Origin of the sequence: Stieleria tagensis, assembly GCF_024129865.1 — a bacterium.
GTDB lineage: Bacteria > Planctomycetota > Planctomycetia > Pirellulales > Pirellulaceae > Stieleria > Stieleria tagensis.
In genome coordinates this window covers 92186-118272 of record NZ_JAMYFE010000038.1, presented here as the reverse complement: position 1 = coordinate 118272, position 26087 = coordinate 92186, and the positions used below count along the sequence as shown (strand labels likewise).

Annotated in this window: 20 protein-coding genes; 13 read left to right on the top strand and 7 right to left on the bottom strand. The window is 57.5% G+C overall.

Translation table 11 applies throughout. From position 1 onward, the window contains the following. Window positions 1–145: 145 nt before the first annotated feature. Window positions 146–1072: a hypothetical protein gene (locus NHH03_RS08910; RefSeq protein WP_253155419.1), complete on the bottom strand. Its 927-nt coding sequence runs from the start codon at window positions 1070–1072 to the stop codon at window positions 146–148. Window positions 1073–1444: 372 nt separating this feature from the next. Here NHH03_RS08910 and NHH03_RS08905 point away from each other — a divergent pair, with 372 nt between their 5' ends. Then, window positions 1445–2641: a phosphoglycerate kinase gene (locus tag NHH03_RS08905; RefSeq protein WP_253155418.1), complete on the top strand. Its 1197-nt coding sequence runs from the start codon at window positions 1445–1447 to the stop codon at window positions 2639–2641. A gap of 193 nt (window positions 2642–2834) precedes the next feature. Next, window positions 2835–5564, top strand: a complete 2730-nt coding sequence (locus NHH03_RS08900) for an MGH1-like glycoside hydrolase domain-containing protein (protein ID WP_253155417.1) — start codon at window positions 2835–2837, stop codon at window positions 5562–5564. A gap of 122 nt (window positions 5565–5686) precedes the next feature. On the opposite strand, the gene NHH03_RS08895 is transcribed toward NHH03_RS08900, so the two are convergent. Continuing rightward, complete coding sequence (locus NHH03_RS08895; protein ID WP_315861437.1) at window positions 5687–6103, bottom strand: secondary thiamine-phosphate synthase enzyme YjbQ; 417 nt, start codon at window positions 6101–6103, stop codon at window positions 5687–5689. A 560-nt stretch (window positions 6104–6663) separates the two neighbouring features. On the opposite strand from NHH03_RS08895, the gene NHH03_RS08890 reads away from it, so the two are divergent. The 8 genes from NHH03_RS08890 to NHH03_RS08855 all read left to right on the top strand — a co-directional run bounded on the left by NHH03_RS08890 (window position 6664) and on the right by NHH03_RS08855 (window position 15120). Continuing rightward, window positions 6664–6897: a hypothetical protein gene (locus tag NHH03_RS08890; protein ID WP_253155415.1), complete on the top strand. Its 234-nt coding sequence runs from the start codon at window positions 6664–6666 to the stop codon at window positions 6895–6897. Window positions 6898–7089: 192 nt separating this feature from the next. Then, window positions 7090–7857 (top strand): hypothetical protein, encoded by a 768-nt coding sequence (locus NHH03_RS08885; RefSeq protein ID WP_253155414.1) that lies wholly within the window; start codon window positions 7090–7092, stop codon window positions 7855–7857. Then, window positions 7854–9314: a RimK family protein gene (locus tag NHH03_RS08880; RefSeq protein WP_253155413.1), complete on the top strand. Its 1461-nt coding sequence runs from the start codon at window positions 7854–7856 to the stop codon at window positions 9312–9314. The genes NHH03_RS08885 and NHH03_RS08880 overlap by 4 nt, the downstream gene beginning before the upstream one ends. After that, on the top strand, window positions 9311–10552 hold the full coding sequence (locus tag NHH03_RS08875; protein ID WP_253155412.1) for a carboxylate-amine ligase: 1242 nt from the start codon (window positions 9311–9313) through the stop codon (window positions 10550–10552). Before NHH03_RS08880 ends, NHH03_RS08875 begins: the two co-directional genes overlap by 4 nt. Then, the gene (locus NHH03_RS08870; protein ID WP_253155411.1) at window positions 10549–11256 is read left to right on the top strand and encodes an N-formylglutamate amidohydrolase; all 708 of its coding nucleotides are present in this window, start codon (window positions 10549–10551) and stop codon (window positions 11254–11256) included. Before NHH03_RS08875 ends, NHH03_RS08870 begins: the two co-directional genes overlap by 4 nt. Window positions 11257–11310: 54 nt before the next feature. Beyond that, on the top strand, window positions 11311–12675 hold the full coding sequence (locus tag NHH03_RS08865; RefSeq protein WP_253155410.1) for an MFS transporter: 1365 nt from the start codon (window positions 11311–11313) through the stop codon (window positions 12673–12675). 81 nt (window positions 12676–12756) lie between these two features. Next, entirely contained in the window at window positions 12757–14178 is a 1422-nt protein-coding gene (locus NHH03_RS08860) for a right-handed parallel beta-helix repeat-containing protein (RefSeq protein WP_253155409.1), read from the top strand. 63 nt (window positions 14179–14241) lie between these two features. Then, on the top strand, window positions 14242–15120 hold the full coding sequence (locus NHH03_RS08855) for a ThuA domain-containing protein (RefSeq protein ID WP_253155408.1): 879 nt from the start codon (window positions 14242–14244) through the stop codon (window positions 15118–15120). Window positions 15121–15181: 61 nt separating this feature from the next. Here the strand turns inward: NHH03_RS08855 and NHH03_RS08850 are convergent, their stop codons facing one another. The 3 genes from NHH03_RS08850 to NHH03_RS08840 form a co-directional block, all read right to left on the bottom strand. Continuing rightward, window positions 15182–16099: a LysR family transcriptional regulator gene (locus tag NHH03_RS08850; protein WP_253155407.1), complete on the bottom strand. Its 918-nt coding sequence runs from the start codon at window positions 16097–16099 to the stop codon at window positions 15182–15184. Between the two features lie 136 nt (window positions 16100–16235). Beyond that, window positions 16236–17030: a GDSL-type esterase/lipase family protein gene (locus tag NHH03_RS08845; protein ID WP_253155406.1), complete on the bottom strand. Its 795-nt coding sequence runs from the start codon at window positions 17028–17030 to the stop codon at window positions 16236–16238. A 106-nt stretch (window positions 17031–17136) separates the two neighbouring features. Next, a complete protein-coding gene (locus NHH03_RS08840) occupies window positions 17137–18420 on the bottom strand; it encodes a 3-keto-disaccharide hydrolase (protein ID WP_253155405.1) in 1284 nt (427 codons plus the stop codon). A gap of 243 nt (window positions 18421–18663) precedes the next feature. On the opposite strand from NHH03_RS08840, the gene NHH03_RS08835 reads away from it, so the two are divergent. Then, window positions 18664–20265, top strand: coding sequence for a sulfatase family protein (locus tag NHH03_RS08835; protein ID WP_253155404.1), 1602 nt, complete (start codon window positions 18664–18666; stop codon window positions 20263–20265). 35 nt (window positions 20266–20300) lie between these two features. On the opposite strand, the gene rlmKL is transcribed toward NHH03_RS08835, so the two are convergent. Then, a complete protein-coding gene (gene rlmKL / locus NHH03_RS08830; protein ID WP_253155403.1) occupies window positions 20301–22565 on the bottom strand; it encodes a bifunctional 23S rRNA (guanine(2069)-N(7))-methyltransferase RlmK/23S rRNA (guanine(2445)-N(2))-methyltransferase RlmL in 2265 nt (754 codons plus the stop codon). Window positions 22566–22760: 195 nt separating this feature from the next. Here rlmKL and NHH03_RS08825 point away from each other — a divergent pair, with 195 nt between their 5' ends. Both NHH03_RS08825 and NHH03_RS08820 read left to right on the top strand, forming a co-directional pair. Continuing rightward, window positions 22761–23021, top strand: a complete 261-nt coding sequence (locus NHH03_RS08825; RefSeq protein ID WP_253155402.1) for a DUF3311 domain-containing protein — start codon at window positions 22761–22763, stop codon at window positions 23019–23021. Beyond that, the gene (locus NHH03_RS08820) at window positions 23021–24634 is read left to right on the top strand and encodes a sodium:solute symporter family protein (protein WP_253155401.1); all 1614 of its coding nucleotides are present in this window, start codon (window positions 23021–23023) and stop codon (window positions 24632–24634) included. Before NHH03_RS08825 ends, NHH03_RS08820 begins: the two co-directional genes overlap by 1 nt. Before the next feature lie 79 nt (window positions 24635–24713). Here NHH03_RS08820 and NHH03_RS08815 read toward each other — a convergent pair whose 3' ends face one another. Further along, window positions 24714–26015: a phenylacetate--CoA ligase family protein gene (locus NHH03_RS08815; protein WP_253155400.1), complete on the bottom strand. Its 1302-nt coding sequence runs from the start codon at window positions 26013–26015 to the stop codon at window positions 24714–24716. Window positions 26016–26087: the final 72 nt, after the last annotated feature.

The following is a 26087-nucleotide window of genomic DNA, read 5'->3' as shown; positions in this document are numbered from 1 at the left end:
GGGCACATGGATCGCTGCGTCCAGAAAACGCATTAGCGGGCCAGCGGCTTTTCCAGCTGCGTGGTCATGGCGAGACTGCTGAATCGCGAACCTTTCGCATCAGTTGTTGTTGCGCCGTTTTCATCGGAACGGATTCAACGACGGTTCAGCGTGGCGTGACCGAGACGCCTTTGTCGCGTACCAGTTTGACCGTCGGTGGATTTTGCGCCAGATACCGGCGGGCCACATTCAAAATCACCTGTGCGAAATCGGCTTTGGTTTGTGGATCGACCTGGGGCAAACGATCGACCATGTCCAGCATCCCGTTCGGATTGGTTTCACAGGCCTGGGAGATTTGGCTGATGAATTTTGCGGTTTCGACAAAATTGTGGTCGGCGGATTTGCCGATCAGCCCGCCCAGCGAGCGGGCCACCAAATCGGCACCCAAGCTTTCGAATTTGACGTAACAGTCCAGCGTCCCGTGGACGGTCGTCGCACCATCGCCTGCGGTCGCATAGGTACTTTTAAGGACAAACACGCCTTTGCCACGGATCCCTTTCTGGGCAAATTTGCCGTCGTACATGCCGTCGGCCATGAACACATGCAGATTGCGATCGCCGTAGAGTAGATCGACTTGGCAAGTGGTCCCGCTGCCATCGGTCGCATCCATTCGATAGGGCCCCACCCGCGTCGCTTGCACGGTGGTGATGCCCATCAGATCCCAAATCCCGATGATGGCTTCTGGTTTGCGGGTCAAAAACAGAAACAATTCTTCGTCACAGCGAATCGCCTGGACCGGCAAACGGCGGTACAGAGTCGGTTTGTCGGTAACGGCCTGAATTTTTTGTTGGGCGTCATTGGTCAGGCGTTCCATTGGCAGAGCGGCCAACAATTCCTCGCTATCGCCCTGTGCGGAGTCCTTGTCGGACATTCCCAACACCGAACGAATTCCCAGGAACCCGCCGTTGTTCTGCGCCGCTTCGCCGCCGTGATCCGAGTCAGTATTCACCCCGGGTTTGGCTGCGGCACAGGAATCGGGGCCCGGTCGACAGAGCACTGCCAGACAAATCACAGCGCCGATCATCGGCGTCATCCGGAATGCGCGGTGTCCCGGCGGCCTGATGATTGGCGCGAAGATTGAGCGAGCGGCGTGATCGACGCCGGCAATCGTCTGTCCCGTCTTTTTGGCCACCAAAATCCCTGAGTCGTGGAGAGGGTCGCCTGCGCCGATGATTCGCTACAAACCCAACGGTTGAAATCGGCGATTGCCGGCGACAGAGTTGAGTCAAAACGAAGCATCGGTCACATCGCTGCGGCGTTTCCCGGCCGGCCCCCCCGCCACCGGGTTTGATTTTGACGATCCTTGGCCGGAATGACTCAAGTTGCCGGGACTCGACACTCTTGGGCGGATGCCGATAATCGTGACCACTGACGATCCGTCCATTCACTCCAACAAAAATGACCAATGGCGAAAAAATCGATTGATCAAGTTGACGTTGCAGGCAAAACCGTGCTCATGCGAGTTGACTTCAACGTGCCGCTGGATGACCAACAGAACATCACCGACGACCGGCGGATCCGGATGGCGCTGCCGAGTATCAAGAGCGTGATCGATCGCGGCGGGAAACTGATTTTGATGAGCCATCTGGGACGTCCTACCGGCGACGCGTCGGATGTCGAAAAATTCTCCCTGGCCCCGGTCGCCAAACGTTTGGGCGAATTGCTCGATCGCCCCGTCGCGTTTGCCGCCGACACCGTCGGATCTGACGCAACAAAGAAAGCGAAACAATTGGCCGACGGCGGCGTGCTGGTGCTGGAGAATCTGCGATTCAACGACGGCGAGAAAAAAGGCGATGCCGAATTCGCCGGCAAGCTTGCCGCGCTGGCCGATGCCTACTGCAACGACGCGTTTGGAACCTGTCACCGCAACGACGCGTCAATGGTCGCCGTGCCCCAAGCAATGGCCGGCAAACCCCGCGTCGTCGGCCACTTGGTCGCCAAAGAAATCGAGTACCTCAGTGATGCGATCGGCAATCCCAAGCGACCGTTCATCGCCATCCTGGGTGGAGCCAAGGTCAGTGACAAAATCAATGTGATCAACAATCTGTTGGGCATTTGCGACGCCGTCATGATCGGCGGCGCGATGGCCTACACGTTCTCGCTGGCGCAGGGCGGATCGGTGGGCGAGAGTTTGGTGGAAAAAGACAAAGTCGATTTGGCCAAGCAACTGATCGAAAAAGGCGGCGACAAATTGGTGCTGCCCGTGGACACCTACTGCGGCGATGACTTTGGCGATCCAGCCGGATGCAACAAAGAAGTCGTGCCGGCCGGCGAGATCCGCGACGGTTTCGAAGGCATGGACATCGGTCCCAAGACCAGCGAACTGTATGCCGAAAAACTGGCAACGGCCAAAACGATCGTCTGGAACGGTCCGATGGGCGTGTTTGAAAAACCGCCATTTGATGCCGGTACCAAAGCCGTCGCGCAAGCGGTCGCCGACAGCGATTCGATCAGCATCATCGGCGGCGGCGACAGCGCAGCGGCCGTCGACCAAATGGGATTTGCCGACCAAGTCAGTCACGTCAGCACCGGTGGCGGTGCCAGCCTGGCAATGCTGGAAGGCAAAGCGTTTGCAGCGGTCGACCTGCTAGACGAAGCCTAAACACAGGCCACTGAAACGGGTGCGACAGGCGTCCAGCCTGTCACACCTTGCGACACGGTGCGTGGAGCGGCCGCCCGCTGGCGGAATGGCGGCCGTTTCCGATCAAACCAGCAACCCGACGGTTCAGGTTTGACGCACGCCACGAGCAGAATCTCCGATCGAATCACCACTGCCCCCCTCAGAGCCAGCGAAGATGACCGCCGAAGACAACCGCCTGATCGAAAGCGAACGACGCGAAAAAAACTGGCAGCGCTGGGGGCCCTATTTGTCCGAGCGACAATGGGGCACCGTCCGCGAAGATTACAGCGAAGGCGGGGATGCGACGTGGAGCTACTTTCCGCACGACCACGCTCGTAGCCGGGCCTATCGCTGGGGCGAAGACGGGTTGCTGGGTTTGACCGACCGCAAAGGCCGATTGTGTTTTTCGGTCGCGCTGTGGAACGGCCGTGACCCGATCCTAAAAGAACGCTTGTTCGGCGTCACCGGTCCGGAGGGCAATCACGGCGAAGACGTCAAAGAGTGCTACTACTATCTCGATAGCACGCCGACGCACAGTTACATGAAGGCGCTGTACAAGTACCCGCACAGCCGCTACCCCTACGAAGAATTGGTTGATGTCGGTCGACGCCGTGACCGCACCGAACCTGAATATGAGCTGATCGACAGTGGCGCCTTCGACCAATCACGTTACTTTGACGTCGAAGTCGAATACGCCAAAGCCGGTCCCGATGACATTCTGATTCGATTGAACATCACCAACCGCGGCCCGCAACCGGCGGTCCTGCATGTGTTGCCACAACTGTTCTTTCGCAACACCTGGACATGGCACTGCACCGACGAAGGTTGCACCACCCGGCCGTCAATGAGGTTGGTTGGCGATGTCGTCCAAACGCATCACGAAACACTGGACCAGTTTTGGTTTGCCTGTGACTGCATGGGAACACCGGATAGCTGGGCCTGGCTGTTCACCGACAATGAAACCAACACCGACCGCCATCCCGGGCTGCCCTCGGAATCGGAATTTTTTAAAGACGCCTTCCATCGCTATGTCGTCAACGGCGACGTCAAAACGGTGAACCCCGCCCAGCGCGGCACCAAGTGCGCTGCCTACGGATTGGACCTGGTGATGCCAGGCAAAACCAAAACGATTCGCATGCGGCTGTCGCATGTCCAGGAACCGATCATCACCGATCGCTGCAACGGCAACGTCGAAAACTACTCGGCGGCCGCCTTCGATGAATCGTTTGATGAAGTGTTTGACCAGCGGCGGCAGGAGGCCGACGAATACTTTGCGACACGGATTCCCGAATCCGTACCGGCCTGTCGGCAGCCGATCATGCGCCAGGCCTATGCGGGGCTGTTGTGGACGAAACAGTTTTATCATTACGTCGTGGCGACTTGGTTGGACGGTGACCCCAGCGGCCCGACCGGCAGCGAAACTCGCAAACTGGGACGCAACAGCGATTGGCGGCATCTGTTCAATCGCGACGTGATCTCGATGCCCGATAAATGGGAGTACCCTTGGTACGCCGCCTGGGACCTGGCGTTTCACATGGTCCCGATGGCACATTTGGATCCCAAGTTTGCCAAGGACCAAATGATCCTGTTTCTGCGCGAATGGTACATGCACCCTAGCGGCCAGATCCCGGCCTATGAATGGCATCTGGACGATGTCAATCCACCGGTTCATGCCTGGGGCGTGTGGCAGGTCTACAAAGCCAGTGGGCCGCCGCAACAGCGTGACAAGATGTTCCTGGCGCGGGCCTTTCAAAAACTATTGTTGAACTTCACCTGGTGGGTTAACCAAAAGGACCCCCGGGGCAAGAACATCTTCTCCGGTGGCTTTTTGGGCCTGGACAACATCGGCGTCTTTGACCGCAGCAAACCGCTGCCCCGCGGGCACTTGGAACAAGCCGATGGCACCGCGTGGATGGCATTCTACTGCGGCACGATGTTGCGGATGGCAATCGAGCTGGCTGATGAAAACGAAGCCTACGGCGATATGGCCAGCAAGTTCTTTGAACATTACGTGGCGATCGCCGAAGCCATGAACTCCATGGACGGCAGCGGTCTGTGGGACGAAAGCGAAGGGTTTTATTACGACCACCTGTACGTCGATGGCCAATCCATTCCGATCCGGGTTCGATCACTGGTCGGCCTGTTGCCGTTGATGACCGGCGTGATCCTGGAAGAACACATCATTGAAAAACTGCCGGGATTCCGCCGTCGCATGCAATGGTTCCTGGACAGTCGCCCGGATCTGTCGCAACACATGACGTACATGGAGGGCGAAGGCCCCGACCAGGCCAGCGTGACCCGCCGGCTTCTGGCCATCCCCAGCGAAGACCGGTTTCTGCGGTTGTTGAGCGTGATGCTGGATGAATCGGAATTCTTGTCGCCCTACGGAATCCGCAGCATGTCGGCGGCGCATCGCGACCAACCGTTCGTGTTTGATTTTGGCGGCCAATCACACGAAGTCAGCTATATCCCCGGGGAGAGTGACAGCGGGATGTTCGGCGGCAATAGCAACTGGCGCGGTCCGATCTGGTTTCCGATGAACTACCTGATCATCCAAGCCCTGAAACGCTATCACGCATTCTACGGCGACTCCTTCCAAGTCGAATGCCCCACCGGCAGCGGGCAACGCATGTCGTTGATGGAAGTCGCCCGCGAATTGGAGAGTCGCTGCATCTCGTTGTTCGAACGCGATGACCAGGGCGGTCGCCCGGCCCACGGCGAGGTGCTCCAGTACCGGGACGACGATGCTTGGAAAGACCTGATTCTGTTCTACGAGTACTTCCATGCCGACCAGGGAACGGGACTCGGCGCCAGCCACCAAACCGGCTGGACGGCGCTGGTCGCATCGATGATCCGCAGCCAAGCCGATGTGCCCAAACATTCACCGGCCGCAACGGCCCACTAGGCGACGCGGCGCGAGCAACCGTTGGAGTTCACGCTTCAGCGTGTCCGGTCTGAATTCAAGCAGCCACGACTGAACAACGCTGCTGAACAACGTTGCCGTTCATCTCCAGCGGGTTGCTGCGATCACTCGCCCATCAGTGTGACCACGACTCGGCGGGCGCCGCCGCGGTCGCGGTGCTCGCACAAATAGATGCCCTGCCAGGTGCCCAATTTCAAACGACCACCGCCGATCGGGATTTGAACACTTGCGCCCATCATGCTTGCCTTGACGTGCGCGGGCATATCGTCGGGGCCTTCCAGGGTGTGCACATAGGGCAGTGATTCCGGCACCACATGATTCATCGCGGTTTCAAAATCTGTTCGCACGTCCGGATCGGCGTTCTCGTTAATGGTCAACGACGCGCTGGTGTGTTGGATGAACACTTGCATCATGCCGGTCTGGATCGAGCCGATTTCGGGCATCGCATCGACGATCCGAGACGTCATCAAATGAAACCCCCGTCGCGACGCCGGGAGCGTTAAAGTTCGCTGAACCCACACACTTTGCCTCTTTTATCTGAATCAGGCGAACCAAGGGCACACTTCCAAATAAAAAATTAGGATTTTTTTTCGCCATCGCCACGACCGGAAACCTAGCGATTCGGCGGTGATTTTCTAGTGGCGGTGCGGATGCCGTGGCGACCGACGCGCTCATTGGTGCTGCCCCCATTGACGATCGGCAGGCGACTTGATGTCACCAGATTCAATCCCAGCGTTAAGATTTGCCCCCTTGCCTAAAGAAAGCTCGATGAAGCCGCCGACCGGTTGGGCCCCCAAGTCGGCGGCCCGGTTGCTGAAAAACCGTTGCGGGGTCCGCGTGGGTAAACCGCTTCTGCAGGTAGGATCCAACAGGGATGACAAGGGCTGAGCCAACAATTTTCTTGACTCGGTTGATCTAACGTCAATAATCCCTGCGTCGCAAACCCGGGGCACACGGAAACGTTCACTGGGGAAAATTTCAGCTTGGTGCGTTAGACAAGATTCGATTTGGTCAGGATCAACGCACCCATGGAAGCCACAATCGAATTGTGGATCAACTTTTAGAATTTCGAGTCGTACAAATGAAAGACATGTCACGTTGCAAGAACGTCTTCGAAGCCATCCTCCGTTACGGGCACGATGAAGACTTCGTCCCACATTCGGACGATCTGTTTTCACCGACTGATGCACCAGCCGGTAGTGCTGCGAAGATTGAAGTCTTGCGTAGTCGAGTCGAACGCGGTCAACCGTTGTGGCACAACACCGACCGCGTCGATTACAGCGGATTGACCGGCGCCATTCGCCCCCGCGAATAATCCCGGCAGTTCCACTGCAACCAATTCAGGGAACCCACAAGCCACGCCGCTTGTGGGTTTTTTTAATGGCCCTTTCGCTCATCTGACAGTTCCGCGTTGTCGGACGGCCAACCCCACTTGCCCAATGGCCGTGGGAACACGATTCTCTTGCATCTCTGTTCATCTGCGGATCTCGATCTTGGATCGTTTCTGATGGAGCATTTGCTGGAATTTGAAATCCAGACTCAACCCTCTGACACCAGTTGTGGGCCGACTTGCCTGGCAGCTGTCTATCACTATTGGAACGACCCGGTTTCGTTGCCGGAATTGATCGACGATATCGGCCAGCTCAATGCCGGTGGAACATTGATCGTCGACCTGGGATGTGACGCCTTGGCCCGTGGCTTTGACGCTGTCATCGCGACCTACAATCTGCAACTGTTTGATCCCACATGGTTTGACGCATCGGGCGACATGATTTCAGCCGCTGCACTCGCTGAAAAACTGCGCCAACAGCGTGACGCAAAACGGCAGCGAACGGATTTGGACCAACATCGATTGCAATTCGCCACGACCAAGTACCTTAAATTCCTGGCGCTCGGTGGTCGCGTGCGGATGCAACCACTCGATGACACCCTGATCGCACAAACCCTGTCGACCGGCGTTCCGATCCTGTGTGGGTTGAGTGCAACGTACTTGTACAACGAGGCTCGGGAACGACCACACCGAAACGACGATCGACACGAGAGCATTAGCGATGACATCGCCGGCGACCCGACCGGGCACTTTGTGATCCTACATGGCTACCAACCAGCCGATCGGGTCGTCTTGGTCGCCGACCCACTGCACCCCAATCCGATGGCGCCGACCAACAAATACCCCGCATCGCTGTGGCGTGTCACGTCGGCGATCCTGCTGGGAATCGTCACCTACGACGCCAACCTGTTAACCATCACCCCCGCGAGCACCGGTTCTGAATGAACACCATTTTGATCGCCGAATCAGGCGATGACTGGCTGGGCCCTATCGAAGGCGTCGAAACGATCGACCCAAGAGATTATCTGTCGACCAATGACGTCAAATTGCGACGCGGCACTCGCATTTACAACCTTAGCCGATCCTATGGCTATCAAAGTATCGGCTACTACGTTTCACTGTTGGCCGAAGCCCGCGGGCATCGGCCGATCCCCGATGTCTCGACGATCCAAGACCTGCACGGATCAGCTGCCGTACGCCTGATCCCCCAACCGTTGGAGGAATTGATCGAAACATCGCTCAAAGGACTGGCGAGTGATGAATTTGTGCTCAGCGTCTACTTCGGCCAGAACCTGGCCAAACGCTATGACCGGTTAACAAAAGAATTGTGCGGGCTGTTCCAAGCGCCGCTGCTGCGATTTCATTTCCGCCGCCGCAACCGCTGGCGACTCAGCAGTGCGTCGGCGATCGCATTGAAAGCGGTGCCGGAAAGCCATCGAGACTTTGTCGCCCAGGCGGCGGCCAAGCACTTTGTCCGCCGTGGGTTTGATCGCCCCAAACGTCGCACGATGCGGTACGACCTGGCCATTTTGCACAATCCCGACGAAGGCGATTTGGCACCGTCAGACGAACCGGCACTCAAAAAATTGGTCAAAGCCGCAGCGGCCGAAGGGATCGCGGCGGAGTTAATCACGCGGCAGGATTCCGATCGGCTGATGGAGTTTGATGCGCTGCTGATCCGTGAAACCACGGCGGTCAATCACCACACCTATCGTTTGGCACGGCGCGCCCAGGCGGCAGGAATGGTGGTGATTGATGACCCGCTGTCGATTTTGCGCTGCACCAACAAAGTTTATTTGGCCGAATTGCTCAACCGAGCCAAAGTGCCGACGCCAAAAACGTGGATCGTGCACCGACGCAACGCCGTCGAAATCGCCAGTGAGGTGTCTTATCCGATTGTCTTGAAACGCCCCGACAGTGCGTTTTCCCAAGGCGTCTTGAAAGCGGCTAATCCGGAAGAACTGGCCGCCCGGTTGGCCGAATTTTTCGAAGACTCTGAACTGGTGATCGCCCAACAATACATGCGAACGGATTTTGATTGGCGAATCGGCGTGCTTGACGGCCGCGCCCTGTTTGCCTGTAAATACCACATGGCTCGAGGCCACTGGCAGATCGCCAAACACGACAGTGGCGGCGTCAAACCTCGCTTCGGGAAATGCGAAACCTTTCCAGTGGAAACCGCGCCGCGCAAAGCGGTTGCAACCGCGGTCAAGGCTGCCAATCTGATCGGTGACGGGTTGTACGGCGTCGACGTGAAAGAGGCCGAAGGCGCCTTCTATGTGATCGAAGTCAACGACAATCCGAACTTGGATTCCGGTGTCGAAGACGCGGTGCTGCGAGACGAACTGTACCGCCGCATCATGCAATCGTTTGCCCGCCGCATTGAAACCAACAAACAATGAACACTCAGCCCCTTGGTTTGTTCGATGCGGTCGGCATCGAAATGGAATACATGATCGTCGATCGCGACACGTTGGACGTACGGCCGATCGCTGATGTGCTGCTGTCAACCTTGGCCGGCGGTCAAACCGTCAGCGATTTCACAGCGGGTCCGATCACTTGGTCCAACGAATTGGCCCTGCATGTGTTGGAGCTGAAAACAACGCACCCGGCCAAACGCATCCGATCGCTGCCGTCACAGTTCGAAACCGCAATCCGTGATCTGCGCCCGACGCTGGATCAGCTAGACGCACGACTGTTGCCGACCGCCATGCACCCCTGGATGAATCCGGCCAAAGAAACCGTATTGTGGCCGCATGAAAACCACGACATCTACCAAGCCTATGATCGCGTGTTTGATTGCCGGTCACACGGTTGGGCGAATGTGCAGAGTGTGCACCTGAACCTGCCCTTTGACGGTGATCATGAATTTGCATTGTTGCACGCCGCGGTGCGACTGGTGTTGCCAATCTTGCCGGCTCTGGCCGCCAGTTCTCCGATCGTCGGTGGCAGCTTGACCGGGCAACTCGATTCGCGACTGCACCACTATGCCGGCCACTGCGATCGCGTTCCGGCTTTGATCGGCAACGTGATCCCAGAACCAATTTTTGACGAATCCGACTATCGACGTCAGATTTTTGTGCCGATCCAAGATGCGATCGCTGCGCATGATCCGGAGGGAGTCTTCGAAGTCGACTTTTTGAACGCGCGCGGCGCGATCGCACGATTTGACCGTGGGTCGATCGAGTTGCGATTGATGGACGTGCAAGAGTACCCCGCGGCGGATGTTGCAATCTGCGCCGCCGTGACCGCGGTCATTAAACGACTGGTGCAACAACAAACCTCGACGACCGAGACGCAACAATCGATCACGACCGAGCAACTGCGCGGCCTGCTGGACGCCGTGGCGACGACCGGGGAACAGACCTTGATCGATGACAGCGACTTCCTGGCCTGTTTCGGGATCGAACGCCCGCAATGTCGCGCCGGCGAACTCTGGTCGCTGCTGCTCCAGCAAGCTCGCCGAGACGACGAATCACTGGACAGCTTGTACGCGCCGATCGAAATCATCCTGTCGCAGGGCACTTTAGCGACCCGCATCCGCAATTCGCTGGGACCGAATTTTAGCCACGAGGAACTGCACAACGTGTACGACCAACTGGCTGATTGTCTGGATCTTTGGGAACCCTTCCATCCGTGAATCGCCCCGCCGCCGGTTTCGTCGTCAGCTGTGAACACGCTGGCAACCAAGTGCCCGCCCAATTCGCCGCGGCGTTTGATTCCAAGCAAGCGGCACATTGGCTGAACAGCCACCGCGGTTATGATCCCGGCGCATTGGCGGCGGCAACCGAGTTCGCGTCGGCGCTGCAAGTGGAATTGATTGCATCGAAAACCACCCGGTTGTTGGTCGATCTGAATCGATCCGTCGACAACGACCAATTGCTATCCCAATTCAGCCGCCGACTGCCCAGCGACGTTCGCGCAGAAATCCTTGCGGGTTTCTATCATCCCTATCGCCAAAGAGTGTGCGATGCGGTGACGTCGACGATTTCGGAATTTGGCCGGGCCATCCATCTTTCGATTCATACCTTCACCCCCCGAATCCGCGGTCAATGGCGGCCGATCGACATCGGTTTGTTGTTTGATCCGGATCGGGAGTTAGAAAGACGTTTCTGTGAAGTCTGGCAGCGGGGGATGCAGCGCTGCCATCCCAGGCGACGTACGGTGATGAACCAGCCCTACGCGGGTACCGACGACGGATTCACGCTGGCGCTGCGTCGACAATTTCGGCCGCAAGACTACCTTGGCATTGAAGTTGAAATCAGCAATCGCTATTTCAAATGCAATCCAGGCACACAGCACCAGGTCGTGGCCGCGCTGATCCAGACGCTGCCGTCGTTGTGACAAAGATTCGCCGCAATCCCCTTTCAACCATTCGATTCGAAAAAACAGCCGCCGATGGATCGAATTTTGACCGCCGCCGTGACCACCGATCACAGTGAGCAAACCGCGCGCGATGAAAATCTGCGTCACTCGATGGTCGATGCAGCCTGCTTTGGTGGCATGGTCGGCTGTGGCGAATCCTATTTCCCGGCCTTCGCCCTCGCGATCGGGCTCGGCGAAACCGCAGCGGGATTGGTTGCCAGCCTGCCGCTATTGGTCGGCGGTGCGTTGCAACTGATTTCACCGGCGGCGATCCGCTGGATCGGCGGCTTGCGTCGCTGGGTGGTAGCCGGCGCGGTTCTGCAAGCATTGGCGTTTGCTCCGTTGGCCGTTGCGGCTTGGCACGGTGAACTGTCCCTGACCGCACTGCTGTTGATCGCCTCGGTGTACTGGGCCGCCGGACTGGCCACCGGACCGGCTTGGAACACCTGGATGGAACATGTGGTGCCTCAGCAGGGGAGAGCACGATTTTTCACCTCGCGGTCACGCTTGCAACAGGCCTGTACGTTTGCATTGTTGCTGGTCGCCGGGCTGATCCTGCAATGGGCGTCGATGAATGGATTGACCAGCAAAGCGTTTGCGCTGCTGTTCTGTTTGGCCGGTCTGCTACGTCTGTCCTCGGCCAGTTATTTGCAACGCACTCAGTCGGACCGCCAGCTCAGCGGCGGCAGCGCACCGGTGCTGCCCGCCGACAGTTCTGCGCAAGCCAACCAACCGGTCAGCCAAGCTGCCAAGCGGTTGTTGGTCTACCTGGTCTGCATGCAGGCGTTCATTCAGGTCAGCGGCCCCTTTTTTGCTCCCTACATGCTGAAACAACTGCACTTCGGTTATGGGACCTATGTGTCATTGATGTCGATCGCGTTTATCAGCAAAGTCTTGTCGATGGCATTTTGGGGACGCGTTGCCGAACGCTACAGCGCGAACCGGGTGCTATGGATCGGCGGCATCGGATTGATCCCGTTGTCCGCTCTGTGGATCGTATCGTCCAATGTGGTTTGGCTGGGGCTGATGCAAGTGGTCAGCGGGATTGCTTGGGCGGCTTATGAACTGGGTTTCTTTTTAATGTTTTTTGAAACGCTTCCGGCCGGCCAGCGAACACGCTTGCTGACCTATTACAACTTTGCCAATGCCGCGGCGGTATGTGTGGGTGCAGTGACCGGCGCGGTGATCCTGAGTTCGCTGGGGTGCGAATCACAGATTTACTATCTGTTGTTCGGTATCTCGTCGGTCGGCCGGATGCTGTGTCTGGGATTATTGGTCGGAATCGCGGTGCCGACACACAGGCTGAAATCCATCGGACTGCGGATTCTGTCGGTCCGCCCCGGCGCCGGCAGCGTCGTCAGCCCGATCATGGCCAGCCAACAACGCAGCGATCCCTAGCCAGGATATGCTGTGTGCCTGGATTGTTGTCATTTCGAGCAGCAATTCCGAAGGCGAATCTACTTCCGGCGAGCAAACTCAATGCGTTTCAACCTAGTCCGTGCCATCGTCGTCTACATCGCATTCGGGTTGGTTGCGGGGCGTCACAACCACACCGTCGCTGCCGACCCGATTGACAACACCGCGGACCTGATTGCCGCGATCAACAACGGTGAACCGGGATCAACCCTACGCATTGCCGCGGGGACCTACGCCTTGGACGCTCCGCTGGAACCCAAATCCGGAATGACGATCCAGGGCGCGGGAATTGGTCAAACCATCCTGACACACACGGCCGCTTGGGCGCCTTCGACCGAAACCCTGCCGGATCCGGAAATGAAAACCGACGGCATGGACACACATGCCTACCTGATCCGAATCGCTGACAAAGCCAACGCGGTCAGTGTGTCCGATTTGACGTTGCGCGGGCCGCAACTGCACGGTGCCATTTATGGATGGGGCAACCAAGACTTGCACCTGCATCATCTGCGAATCGAAGACACGCTGTGGAGTGGGATTCGCACGTTTTCGATGCAGGGCGCCAAGATTCACGACTGCGTCTTTGTCGACGCCGGCGGACGCTGGCAGCAAGGTCAACCGGGAATCAAGGGCGGCATCACCGGGGGTGCCATTTTCGCGATCTGGATGAAGGACAGTGAAATCGCACACAATCGATTCGTCCGCACGCAACAGGGAAAGGCCGACGAGTTCTACGGCATCAAAGTCCGCCAAGGCAAACGCTGTCGCGTCCATCACAACACCATCGGTGTCAATTTTTCAATGGAGTTCCCGTTTGAAAACGACGAGGACGTCGAGATCGATCACAACATCTGCGCTGGCACACTCTCGATCCCGAAATACGCCGGTGGACCGGTCCCGGAAAGCGGACGTACGTTCCACATTCACCATAACTGGATGCGTGACAGCTATGCGATCGAATTTGTCCGCAACGGCGTCGAAATCGATCACAACCTGTTCGATTTCAACACGCAGCAGGACCACGGAAACCTGATCTCCGGCTTCGGCAAAGCCCCCGCGGCAGGTCCCGCCAGCTTTCACCACAACTTGATCAGCAATCCCGGACGTGGCGTGATCTGGATCAACGAACCCTACAATCAATTGACCATTCGTAACAACCACGTCCTCAGCCGAACCACCGTCACACCACGCACCGAAGGCCTGTTCGGATTTCATCCCGAATGTGATTTTTCAAGCTTCACGATCGCCGATAACGTGATCGAATGCCAAGGCCAGTCGCGGCCTCTGTTCCGCAATGAAAACAGTTATCAGGCGACCGTCCAAAACAACCACTTGATCAACGTTGCCGATAGCGACCGATTCGACAACGCATCCAGCCGGCGCGGGATTGGGATCGAAACGGCGCTGAAATTTGAATGCGGCGTGCACGGCGAATTCACCGTCGACGGCTGGCAAACCCACGCGACCCAACAATCCCCCAAATAAACCGGCAGTCCGACATCGCGTTTGGTCCGCCCACTCTATTTCCTTTTTGATCGGACAGGGCTGATGAAATCTATCCTAGCGAAGTTGGTGATCGCTGTTCTTTCCTGCGCGGCGGCTGTCGCCCAGCCGGCCACTCAAATCCTGATCGTGGTCGGCCCCAGTTCTCACCCGCCGGGATCACATGAAGTGGCCGCCGGCGGACGGTTGATGGCACACTGCCTGGAACAGGCCGACAATCTGTCGTCGATCAAGGCCACGGTGGTTGAGGGGTGGCCTGAACAAGACGACCTGTTGGACGCCGCGGACACCGTGGTGTTCATCGGTGACACCTTTCCGCCGCAGCGTTTGCCGGAAACCCAAGCCATCTTGGCCAAACTGGATCAAATGATGCAGCGCGGTTGCGGCATCGCCTGTGTGCATTATGCGACGGGTCTGTTGGGAAAAGACGTTGCCGACGATGGTGACCACCCCCTGCTGCGTTGGATGGGCGGCTACTTTGCTAACAGCACGTGCCCGCACCACAAAGGCGTGGCCAAGATCTATGCGTCGGCAACCATCACACCAGCCAGCGCCGACCATCCGATCTGCCGTGGTTGGTCGCAGTTCACGCTGCACGACGAACCCTACATCAACAACTACTTTGGCAAAGACAACAATCGCTTGGCCAAAAACGTGACCGCCATTGCCACGTCCATGCTGCCACCGGAAGCCCCCCAACAAGAAACCGTTTCCTGGTGCGTGCAACGCGACCAAGGACGTGGGTTTGCGATCGTGATGCCCCACTTTTATAAAAACTGGAGTGACGACGATCTGAGGCGTCTGATCTTAAACGGCATCATTTGGACGGCCAATCGAGACGTGCCCGCCGGCGGTGTGCAGGGGCAGGCTCCGGATCTGGCGCAATTTCAACCGGCTGCGATCAAGCCCGCTGCGCGCAAATAGAAAGACTCGCCAGGTTGCACCTGGCCTACTGTTCAAGAGAACTCGCCAGGTTGCACCTGGGCTACTGTTCGAGTGATTTCAGGCGATTGACTAAGTCGAGCATTGGCTCGGTTAACAATCGGCCTTTGCGCCACATCAAGACGATGCGTCGCTGGCCGAGTTGTTTGCTGAGCGATCGAGAACCCAGTTTTCGACACAGCGTTCCCTCGCGGCGACCGGCCAAGATGCCCACCCCCATCCCCTCGGCCACACAAGCGATGGTGAATGCGCTGTTGTCAGTTTCCGCCACAATGTTGGCGGTTAAGTTGGCATTGTGAAAGGCTCGATCGAGTGCATCACGACCGTGCGTTCCTGCCAGCGTGACCACCAACTCGTGTTTCGCCAGCTCACTCAGTTCATCCGACTCAGCCGCCATGTAAGGGTGGCTCTGCTGGGCGACCGCAAAGAATTCGACGGTGTAGGCGGGTTCGTAATGCAGGTGCGCCGAAGCCTGGTTCAACCCGGGTTCCAACGACATCGCCAAGTCCGCTTCGTCGGCCAACAGCAATTCCTCGGCACGCCGATTGTTGCCGTGCCGGACGACCAAACGGTTGGGGTGGCAGCGATGAAATGCGGCTAGCGGAGACGCCAAATCCTCCAACATCATTCGCACGCCGGTCACCATCCGAATCGTCTGGTCGGACTGGGCGCTGACCAACTCAAACGTCGATTCCAGCTGCACCAAAATTCGATCCACCTGCTCGTACAACCGCTTGGCTGCATCGGTCGGCGCGACCTGGCGTCCAACACGCTCGAACAATTGCACGCCGTACGACTTTTCCATCGATTGGATGTGTTGCCAGACCGACGGGACCGAGAGATGTGACACCTTGGCCGCCGCTGCATAACCGCCTTCCTGCATCACCTGCCGGAAGGTGCGAAGCTGGGCAATGTTCAAATCACTCAGTCGATCAACCTTTCGAACTTCCGAATCGTCCATTTGCCACCACCAAACAATTACCCATTTTTATTTTATTGTAATAAACAAACCAGCGACCGCAATTCGAATCGGATCCCGGTCTCTGAAAAAGGGGCTGGGGTTTTTTTAGGAAAGTGAGCGGTGGTTGCGACAGGTTTTAGGACTGCGGTTTCGGATCCGGGGTGGACTCATTGGCCTGCTGTCTGGCCATCGATCGCAGCACGTCATCTAAGCGGCGGCGAATCAAAGACGACCAGAGATCGTAGCCAGCGTCGCTGAGGTGCAGTTTGTCTTGGACAAACAATTCCGGCCGCGGCGTCCCGTCGGGTTTCAGATAGTGACTGGCGGTGGGAATGAAATAGGTATCGGGCGTCGAAAGCGCGATCTCACGAAGACGTGCGTTGACGGCACGAATTTTGGGCCAGACAGCGAAGCGGCTTTCGCAAGGCGTGATCTCGATCAGCAGGAATGGCACACCCGGTTGATGTTGCTGCGACACGGCAACGATCGATCGCGCCAGCGCTTCGATCTGATCGGGCGTGTGGTCATCGGGTTTCCCGACCACGCCGTTGCCGACAAACATCACGATGGCACGATACTGGTGCGGCGTGATCAACCGCTCAGCAAACACTGCCATGTCGGTGAACTTGGCACCGCCGTATCCACGTCGAATCGTGCGATAGGGGGCCATGTCCGTTTCCATCGTCGTCCAGCGACGAATACTGCTGCTGCCGATAAATAAGATTGAATCAGCAGAATCGGTTTCCGCTGCGTTTAGTTCATCGAATGCGGCGATGTCCTTGGACCATCGTTTCTCCGCCGCGTCCCGGTAGGGTGCCAACAACTCACTGACGGACGATCCCTGGTCGGCCTGATCAGCAACCAGCACGTCCTGGGCGACGGAGGATCCGCAGGAAACGCAAACGAAAACCAACAACATCAACAAACGCATAGTGAACCCAAAGGTGTGCAGAGGAAACGCGTCAAAACCGCTGCACATCATAACCACGCCCTGCAGCCGATGTCGTGCCGCAGCAACGCCGGTGTGCCAGCGATCTTTACTTGGATTTATCGTCCGTGTCCTGCTGGGCTTGGTCATCCTGGTCAGCCTGGTCGTCGGCTTTCTTATCCGCATCGCCATCGGGCTTGGATTCAGCCGTGTCTGAGTTGTCCGCATCTGGCGTTTTCTCAGCCGGTTTGTCCTCTGCTGTGTCTTGGGGCTCTGGTTGCGGCGGTTCATTCCATTCCAGCTTGGCCGCTTCGTCGCGTTGTTGCTTGGTGGCGATCACAGGAAAATCGATGTGCGTCAGTCCGCGATCGACGATCCACAGATTTCGAAAACGGACCGGATCACCGTGGTCTTGGACATGAATCGGTGACAGCGTGGGAGCCTCTTCTTTGCCGGCACCCGTTTTGCTTTTGAGTGCGACGTCGTCTTGAACTTTGACACCGTTGACCCAACTGGTCACATGCGCGTCACGAATTTTGGTTCCGTCAGACGCCCAGCGTGGTGCGGTGAAATGAATGTCATAGGTTTGCCAGACCAAGGGTGGAAGCGCCATGTTCAAATCGGGAGCTTTCATGCGATACAGCGACCCCAATCCGTTGAACATTTTTTCAGTTCCGAAGGAATCCAACACTTGGCATTCGTAACGGCTTTGAAGGTACAACCCGCTGTTGCCGCGTTGTTGCCCATCGGCCAGTGGCATGTAAGGCAATCGGAATTCGACGTGCAAGTCAAAATCCTGGAACATCGGACGAATCCGAAAGCCTTCGACCAATAGCCCTTCGTCGTCGACTTTGGCATCAATCAAGTGCTCGGTGAGTTTGCCATCGAACAACACGGTCGCGCCGTCGGGTGCTGGTGCGCCCAGGGTTCGGCTTTGGCGATGCACGCGTTTGAGTCGCCCCACATTCTCGCCATTGCTATTGATCAGATTGCAACCGTCGGCGTCGACAAAGATTGCCCACGGACCGCCGGACAGAATCAGATTGTCGCCCGAGCGTAGCCCAATCAGCCGCATTTCTTCGCTTTCATGATTAGGCTGCCCAGGCAGTCCGCCGCGAAAGGCGATCGCTTGGAATTGGTTTCCGGCGATCGGTCGGATCTGTAATGCCAGTGGCTGGCGTTTCTGCTGGCCGTCGACTTGAACGCGACCGGCAAATTCGCCCATCAACGGATAGTTGGCATCGTTTTCGGGTGGAGCGGTGTAGGCGGGACCTTTTTTGGGTTTTCCGTCGGCCTCCTGAGCGAATGCCGATGTGGCAAACGATCCCTGAAAAACGAGCAAAAGTGCAGACACAGCCACGGCAAAGTGGAACGGGTAGCGCGAGACAATCATGCGAGCATGGCGGGAAGGAGGTGGGGAAAGAGACCGAAATCGACAATCCGAAAGTCTAGTTCGCCGACAACGCCCAAACCATCATTCGCATGGAAAAATAGCGGATCAAAACGTGTTTTTGCCACTCCAGCAGTCCATTGCCTGATTCCGCCGGCGACCACAAACGTTTGTCCTGGATGATCGCTACGATTAGGATCTGCGGATTCGATCTCGGCCCCCTTCCTGCCTCAATTAGCACCACCCATGCCCACCACCATTGCTACTGCATCGCAGCGTTTGCTGCTGCTGACCGTTTGCATGTTGGCGTTGCCCGCCACCATCAGTCGTGCCGCCGAAGACGGCGAGCGTCCCAACATCGTGTTCATCTTCACAGATGATCACTGCACCCAAGCGTTGAGCGCCTATGACCCGACGCGGATCACGACACCGAACATGGATCGGATCGCGCGCGAAGGCATGCGTTTTGATCGCTGCTATGTGACCAATGGGATCTGCGGCCCCAGCCGGGCGGTGATCCAAACTGGAAAATACAGCCACATCAACGGGTTCATGACCAACGGCAATCGCTTCAACGGCGACCAACAGACATTCCCCAAACTGTTGCAGTCGGCTGGTTACCAAACGGCAATCATCGGTAAATGGCACTTGGTCACGACGCCGCAGGGGTACGACTACTACGACGTATTGAAAGGTCAGGGGCCTTACTACAACCCGCCGATGATCACCGCAGGCGACGACGGACAACCGGTCACGCGGCCTCACACCGGATACACGACCGAGATCATCACCGACAAGACATTGGACTGGTTGCGCGAGGACCGTGATCCGAACAAGCCGTTCATGGTGATGTACCAGCACAAAGCCCCGCACCGCAATTGGATGCCGGCACCAAAGTATCTGAACTGGTTGGACGACGTCACGATCGCCGAACCCGAAACGCTACGCGACGATTACAAGGGACGTACCCAAGCGGCCAGTCACCAACAGATGACTATCCGTGATCACCTTTCGGCACGCGACCTGAAACTGGGCGATGTGATTTCGTTGAACCCCGAGCAACGCAAGGTCTGGGATGCGGCCTACGAGCCAAAGAACAAGGCATTCGAAGCCGCCAAGGCGTCGATGACAGAAGACGAGATCTTCCAGTGGAAGTACCAGCGTTATGTCAAAGATTATTTACGCTGTGTGAAAAGTGTTGACGACGGCATCGGTGAAATCCTGGATTACCTAGACGAGAGCGGGTTGGCCGAAAACACCATCGTGATCTACTCGTCGGACCAAGGCTGGTACTTGGGCGAACACGGCTGGTACGACAAACGTTGGATGTACGAAGAATCCTTGCGGACCCCGTTGCTGGCTCGCTGGCCGGGTCACATTGCACCGGGTTCGGTCAACAACGACATCGTCTCGAACCTTGATTTTGCCGAAACGTTCTTGGAGATTGCCGGCGTTCCTGTCCCCGATGACATGCAGGGCCGATCACTGGTCCCCGTGCTCGAAGGCCAGACACCGGACGATTGGCGCGAAGTGTTTTATTATCACTACTACGAAAATCCGGGTGCCCACAACGTCGCACGACACTACGGCGTGACCGATGGTGAACACAAACTGATCCACTACTACGCGCTCGAAGGCAAAAAGATCGACGACTGGGAACTGTTTGACCTGAAATCCGATCCGAACGAATTGCAAAGCGTCTACGGCAGTTCGGACTACACCGCGGTGCAACAGAAACTACAAACCCAGCTGGAACAAGCGCGTCAGCAATTCAATGTCCCCGAGGACACGAACATTGCTCCGCAGCGTCGCAATCGCCAGCAACCAGCGGCCAAACGCAAGCAGTAAGGATCGTCGCAACCCGTCAACGTTCCGACGATTCCTTAACGGACGATTCGCCAACAGCGGTGAATGCGTCGGTTGCGAAAGTCTTCTGGAACTGTTTGGCTGGAGATTTCGTGACACTCACTGATCTGCAACTGCTGCGGATCAAATTTAAAGCGGCGGAAATTGTTGGAAAACAAGATCACGCCGCCTTTGCGGACCAGTGGCAACAGTTTTTGCAACATCGGCATCGCATCGGTTTGCACGTTCCAATCACGCTCGGTTTTCTTGCTGCGCGAGTAGGTCGGCGGATCAAAGACGACCAAATCGTAGCGTTCACCGGCGGGGTGATTGTCGATGAATTCGGCCACGTCACCGGCGACAAATTGATGCCCATCTTGTCGCCGTTGGTCTAAGAAACCGTTGATCCGCAGGTTTTCTTTGGTCCAAGAAATATAGGTGTTCGAAAGGTCGACCGTCGTGGTTTTTCGTGCGCCTCCGGCTGCGGCGTAAACCGTGAACGCACCGGTGTAGCCGAATAGATTCAGAAACCATTTTCCCTCGGCCATCTCGCGAACCATCGAACGAGCGACGCGGTGGTCCAAAAACAAACCGGTGTCGACGTAATCGTCCAGGTTGACCAAAAATTTGAGACCGCCTTCGTTGACAACGATGCGGTTGCCCGTCGAATCAACTTTCTCGTGCTGAGTCAGATCGCGTTGGCGACTGCGGCGTTTGAGATGCACCTGTTCCTGCGGAATCTCCAACGTTTCGCCTGCCGTCCGCGCCATCAGTTCCAACCAATTGGCGTGCTGCGAGGGGTCGCGGTCGCTGGGCCGTTCATATTCCGTGATGTGCAAATGGTCTTCGTAACGATCGACGACCAGTGGAATCTCGGGGATGTCGCGCTCGTATAGACGAAAGCAGGTGATTCCGCGGCGGGTCGGCCAACGACGAAGGTGTTTGGCACGTTTGCGTAGACGGGTGGCGAACAACTCGGATTGCTCGATGGCTTTCGCGTCCAGATGCCCAAACGCCGCCGGGCCTTGCGCGTGCAGGTACGGCTTGGCGGGGGGCTTGGCCGGTGGCTTGGCTGCGACTGTGACATCCGCGGTGTCTTGTGCGGGCACTTCCGATTCAACGGCGTTGACCGATTCGTCGATCTCAGCAGTCTCGGTTGCAACGTCGCCGGTCACACGGCGTGGGCCATGGAATTGGTAATAGGTGCATTCGATCCGACCGTTGTACAGTTTTCGTCGCCTGTCGGCGGGGCGTCCGACAGCGGCTTCAAAGTTCGGATAGGCGGTCAGAAAATAATGCGACCAGGTCGGCAATCCGCGCAAGACTTCGGGCAGCGCGTGATAAAGCGCGTCGAGTTGCCAATCGTCACCGATCCGCAGACCGTAGGGCGGATTGGTGATCAAACATCCAAAACGACGCTTGTTGGTCAATTGCAGGACGTCGCCGGTTTGAAAGTGAATGTCGTCGGCTACACCGGCCCGGGCGGCATTGTCGCGTGCGGCTCTCAGCACCCGCCCATCGATGTCGCTGCCCAGAATTCGTTCCTCGAGCGAATCGAGTTGAGCGGCAATCGCGGTGCTGCGGAGATCCTCGACCACTTCGCCGGGCGTATGCGGCCAATCCAGAAAACTGAAGTGGCGATCGATTCCGGGAGCAATATTGCGTCCGATCCGCGCCGCTTCGATCGGAATGGTGCCGCTGCCGCAAAACGGATCCAACAACGGTCGATCGGGTTTCCAAAAACTGAGCATCACCAGTGCGGCTGCCAACGTCTCTTTGAGCGGGGCATCGGAAACTTCGATGCGATAGCCGCGTCGATGCAGACTGCGCCCGGTGGTGTCGATGGTCAGCGTTGCGATGTCCTTGAGCAGCGCGATATCGATTTTGTAGGTGGCGCCGGACTCGTCCAGGGCGGTGGTGTGATGGTCGCGCATCATCCCGTCCACGATGGCCCGTTTGACACTGCGTTGACAGGCCGGGACGCTTGACAGTTGCGATTTGATCGATCGGCCGGTGACCGGAAAACTGGCATCGACCGGCAACAGTTCGCCCCATTGGATCTCGCGCACCGTTTCAAACAGGGCATCAAAATCGGCCGCCGGAAATTCCGCGACACGGATCAGCACGCGGTCGGCACAGCGCAGATGCAGATTGGCGCGGGCGATGGTTTCCCAATCGCCGCGAAAGTGAACGCGACCGGACTGGCCGATCGATGCTTCGATGCCCAGCGATTCGAGTTCGCGACGGACGATCGCTTCGAGCCCGAAGGCACAAGCGGCGATAAGATCTTGGGTTGTTTGCACGTGTCTGTTAGCCGTATTTTGTTTCGCGGTGAGGATAACAGACCGGGGGATTCGCGATAGACTCGGATGCCCCGGGAGGGAAGCCCACGTTCGTACCCGACTATGAACCGGTGTTGCCGGCGGAGTACACTCTGTGTCGCTCGCCCGCCCGACACCCCCCTCCATTAGAACTCTCTCCGACTGGACATGCGATTGATGCGTTCTTTAAGTCAAAAATCCACCGGCATGTGGATCATCGCCGCGCTGGTGGTGCTGCTTCTGATTCTGCACCAGGACAATTGGTTTTGGACCGACGACACGTTGGTGTTCGGTTTTATGCCGATCGGACTTTTTTGGCACGCATGCATTTCCATCGGTGCCAGCCTGACTTGGGCCCTGGCAACGGTGATTGCTTGGCCGCTAGACGACGCGGTGACCGCCGAACCAGAAACCAAATCTGAGGAGGCTGCGTCCTAATGGATATCATTGACCACAAGGGGTTACCCCAGTTAATCATCATTCTGCTGTACCTGGGCGCCCTGTTGGCACTGGGACTGTTTTCCAGTCGCTTGTTCAAAGGCACCAAGGAAGACTACCAGGTGGCCAGTCACTCGATCGGCCCGTTCCTGTTGCTGATGAGCATGTTCGGTACGACGATGACCGCCTTTGCGTTGGTGGGCAGCAGTGGCGAAGCGTTCAAAGAGGGAGTCGGCGTCTATGGGATGTTGGCCAGCAGCAGCGGCATCATCCACTCACTGTGCTTCTTTGTGATCGGCGTCAAGGTTTGGAAACTCGCCCGCCGCAATCACTACACCACTCAAATCGAATTCTTTCGCGATCGCCTGCAAAGTGACTTTATCGGGTTGTTGCTGTTTCCGATTCTGGTCGGATTGGTGATCCCCTACCTGTTGATCGGAGTGATCAGTAGCGGTGTGGTGGTCCAGTCGCTGACGGCAGGACTATCCCCGGATTTGTTTCCGGTCATCGGGCCCGACGGCAACCCGATTCGCGCCCTCAACGGCGGCGTCCCGACCTGGCTGGGATCGCTGGTGATCTGTGTGGTCGTGTTGGTCTACGTGTTCTTTGGCGGCATGCGAGGAACGACGTGGGCCAACACGATGCAAACGATCGTGTTCATGATCTTGGGCATCGTGACCTTTTACGTGATCGCATCGAAGCTGGGTGGGCAAGATGGCCTGATGGCCAACCTGAAGGCACTCGGTGAATCGATACCGGAGAACAAATCCACGCGGATCGAGATGAGTAAGATGAAATTCTTTACTTATCTACTGATACCGCTGTCGGTCGGCATGTTCCCGCACTTGTTCCAGCACTGGATGACAGCCAAAAGTGCCAACACGTTCAAAGTCCCACTGATCTGTCACCCGATTTTCATCATGATCGTGTGGGTTCCCTGTGTCCTGGTCGGCGTCTGGGCGACCGGCAGCCTGATGCCCAGCAAACCGCCATTGCCGCTGATTCCGGGCACCAACGTCGTCAATGCCAACGCGATCTTGCCGTTCCTGGTCAACACACAAACCGGCAACATCTTGAGCGGGCTGTTGGCCGCCGGCATTTTGGCAGCCATCATGAGCAGTCTGGATAGCCAATTCCTGTGCCTGGGGACGATCTTCACCAACGATGTGTTGACCCATTACAAAGGCAAAGAAAACGTCACCGATGCCCAACAAGTTCTGTACACACGGTTGTTTATCATCGCCATCGTCGCCATCACTTATGGGTTAGGCCTGCTGAAACCACCCAGTGTGTTCGCCCTGGGCGTGTGGTGCTTCAGCGGTTTCAGCGCCCTGTTCCCGATCGTGTTCGCGGCCTTGTATTGGCGTGGCCTAACGGCAGCCGGCGCAATCAGCGGTGTCTTTGCAGCGATCACCAGTTGGAGCGTGATGTTCTACCAAGCGGTCCAACAGGGCACGCTGCGGACGTTTGTGCTGGAGTTACCGTTTGGCGGCGAGACCTACGAAGTGATGCCGGTGGTCGCGATGTTACTGAGTTCGCTGGTGACGATGATCATCGTTTCGCTGTTCACGCCCAAACCGAGTGAAGCGGTGCTGGCCAGGTTCTTTGATTGATCGGAAACCATGGCTGACAGCACGCAGCCATGCGACCGGGCTGACGGAGTCCGGTCGCGGCGGGTTAACGAAGCGGAATTCAGTCGCTGCGGCGATCGACTAGCCGCTTGGATTTGGCCTGGAAACGTGGCAGCGAACCAATCTCGACCGGTTGGACATCGACCCGCATTGCCAGTCGGGTGTGAAACAATTCGGCCAATTCGGCGCAGCGATTCGGATCGAGCTCGGCTTCGACCGCGAGCGTGTCCATCTCGCCTTGCTTGGTCACGATCATGCGAAACTCGGCGGTTGCGTCGTGTTGTCTGACAATCGATTCGATGCTGCTGGGGAACACGTTGACGCCGCGGATGACCATCATGTCATCGCTGCGTCCCAGCACACCGCCGTCCAGGTACAGAAAGCGACACCTGTGGTCGTGGTTTCGATAGCCCTGCACGATATCACCGGTGCGGTAACGGATCGCCGGTCCGCCGTAGCGTCCCAGCCCGGTCAACACCAACTCGGCCGGTTCGCCATCGCCGGCGCGGCGCCCGGTGGGATGACTGTCATCAAAACAGAGACGTTCGGCGATGAATTCCGTCTCGATCACATGCAAACCTCGACCGTCATCTGAACCGAATCCCCAGGCGCCGATTTCGCTGGCGCCGCTGTGATCGATCACCGTCGCGCCCCAGCCCTGTTCGATGCGGGCGCGGATCGCCGGTTGGCTACCGCCCGGTTCGCCGGCGACGATCAGACGTGTCACCGTGCTATCGCGCAGGTTGATCGACATCTGGTCGGCCACCGCCAACAGATGCAGCGCGTAGGTCGGTGTGCAACAGACTAGCGTGCAGCGATGGTCGTGAATCATCTGTAACCGCGTCTCGCTGGACATGCCGCCGCCGGGAACCATCAGCGCGCCGCTGCGAACCAGCGCATCGCTGGCGGTCCAAAAACCGATGAACGGGCCAAACGAGAACGCCATCATGGCGACGTCAGCCGGCGTGACATGGGCGGCATGCAAAACGTGTTGCCAACAATCCAGCCACCAGCACCAATCGGCGGCGGTGTCCAGCACCGGCATCGGATGCCCGCTGGTCCCGCTGGTTTGGTGAAAGCGGCAATAGGATTGACGCGGCAGTGTGAACAGACGGCCGGGCTGGCCGGGTGAATCGGCGACCAAATCGGATTTGACCAACAACGGCAATTCGTCGAGTTGATCGAGCGATTCCAGCGGCAGTTTGAGCGGACCAAGCCGGTCGCGATAAAACGCATTCTGACCAGCGTCGGCCAGCAACCGATTGAGTCGTCGCAGCTGGATCGTTTCCAATTCGTCGGTGTCCACGCCCCACTGCCAGGCAATGTCGGGACGGGCATCTTGTTTGATAGGCGTTTGATTCATCACGCGAGCAGTTTAGCAACTCCCATCAGCCACCGGACGGAGGGCCAATTTTTTCGCAGTCGAGAGCGAAGA

Bases quoted from the DNA above. Each gene is read 5' to 3' on its own strand.
- NHH03_RS08910 (WP_253155419.1), bottom strand. From the start codon at position 1,072: ATGACGCCGATGATCGGCGCTGTGATTTGTCTGGCAGTGCTCTGTCGA.
- NHH03_RS08905 (WP_253155418.1), top strand. From the start codon at position 1,445: ATGGCGAAAAAATCGATTGATCAAGTTGACGTTGCAGGCAAAACCGTG.
- NHH03_RS08900 (WP_253155417.1), top strand. From the start codon at position 2,835: ATGACCGCCGAAGACAACCGCCTGATCGAAAGCGAACGACGCGAAAAA.
- NHH03_RS08890 (WP_253155415.1), top strand. From the start codon at position 6,664: ATGAAAGACATGTCACGTTGCAAGAACGTCTTCGAAGCCATCCTCCGT.
- NHH03_RS08885 (WP_253155414.1), top strand. From the start codon at position 7,090: ATGGAGCATTTGCTGGAATTTGAAATCCAGACTCAACCCTCTGACACC.
- NHH03_RS08880 (WP_253155413.1), top strand. From the start codon at position 7,854: ATGAACACCATTTTGATCGCCGAATCAGGCGATGACTGGCTGGGCCCT.
- NHH03_RS08875 (WP_253155412.1), top strand. From the start codon at position 9,311: ATGAACACTCAGCCCCTTGGTTTGTTCGATGCGGTCGGCATCGAAATG.
- NHH03_RS08865 (WP_253155410.1), top strand. From the start codon at position 11,311: ATGGATCGAATTTTGACCGCCGCCGTGACCACCGATCACAGTGAGCAA.
- NHH03_RS08860 (WP_253155409.1), top strand. From the start codon at position 12,757: ATGCGTTTCAACCTAGTCCGTGCCATCGTCGTCTACATCGCATTCGGG.
- NHH03_RS08855 (WP_253155408.1), top strand. From the start codon at position 14,242: ATGAAATCTATCCTAGCGAAGTTGGTGATCGCTGTTCTTTCCTGCGCG.
- NHH03_RS08850 (WP_253155407.1), bottom strand. From the start codon at position 16,099: ATGGACGATTCGGAAGTTCGAAAGGTTGATCGACTGAGTGATTTGAAC.
- NHH03_RS08845 (WP_253155406.1), bottom strand. From the start codon at position 17,030: ATGCGTTTGTTGATGTTGTTGGTTTTCGTTTGCGTTTCCTGCGGATCC.
- NHH03_RS08840 (WP_253155405.1), bottom strand. From the start codon at position 18,420: ATGATTGTCTCGCGCTACCCGTTCCACTTTGCCGTGGCTGTGTCTGCA.
- NHH03_RS08835 (WP_253155404.1), top strand. From the start codon at position 18,664: ATGCCCACCACCATTGCTACTGCATCGCAGCGTTTGCTGCTGCTGACC.
- NHH03_RS08825 (WP_253155402.1), top strand. From the start codon at position 22,761: ATGCGTTCTTTAAGTCAAAAATCCACCGGCATGTGGATCATCGCCGCG.
- NHH03_RS08820 (WP_253155401.1), top strand. From the start codon at position 23,021: ATGGATATCATTGACCACAAGGGGTTACCCCAGTTAATCATCATTCTG.
- NHH03_RS08815 (WP_253155400.1), bottom strand. From the start codon at position 26,015: ATGAATCAAACGCCTATCAAACAAGATGCCCGTCCCGACATTGCCTGG.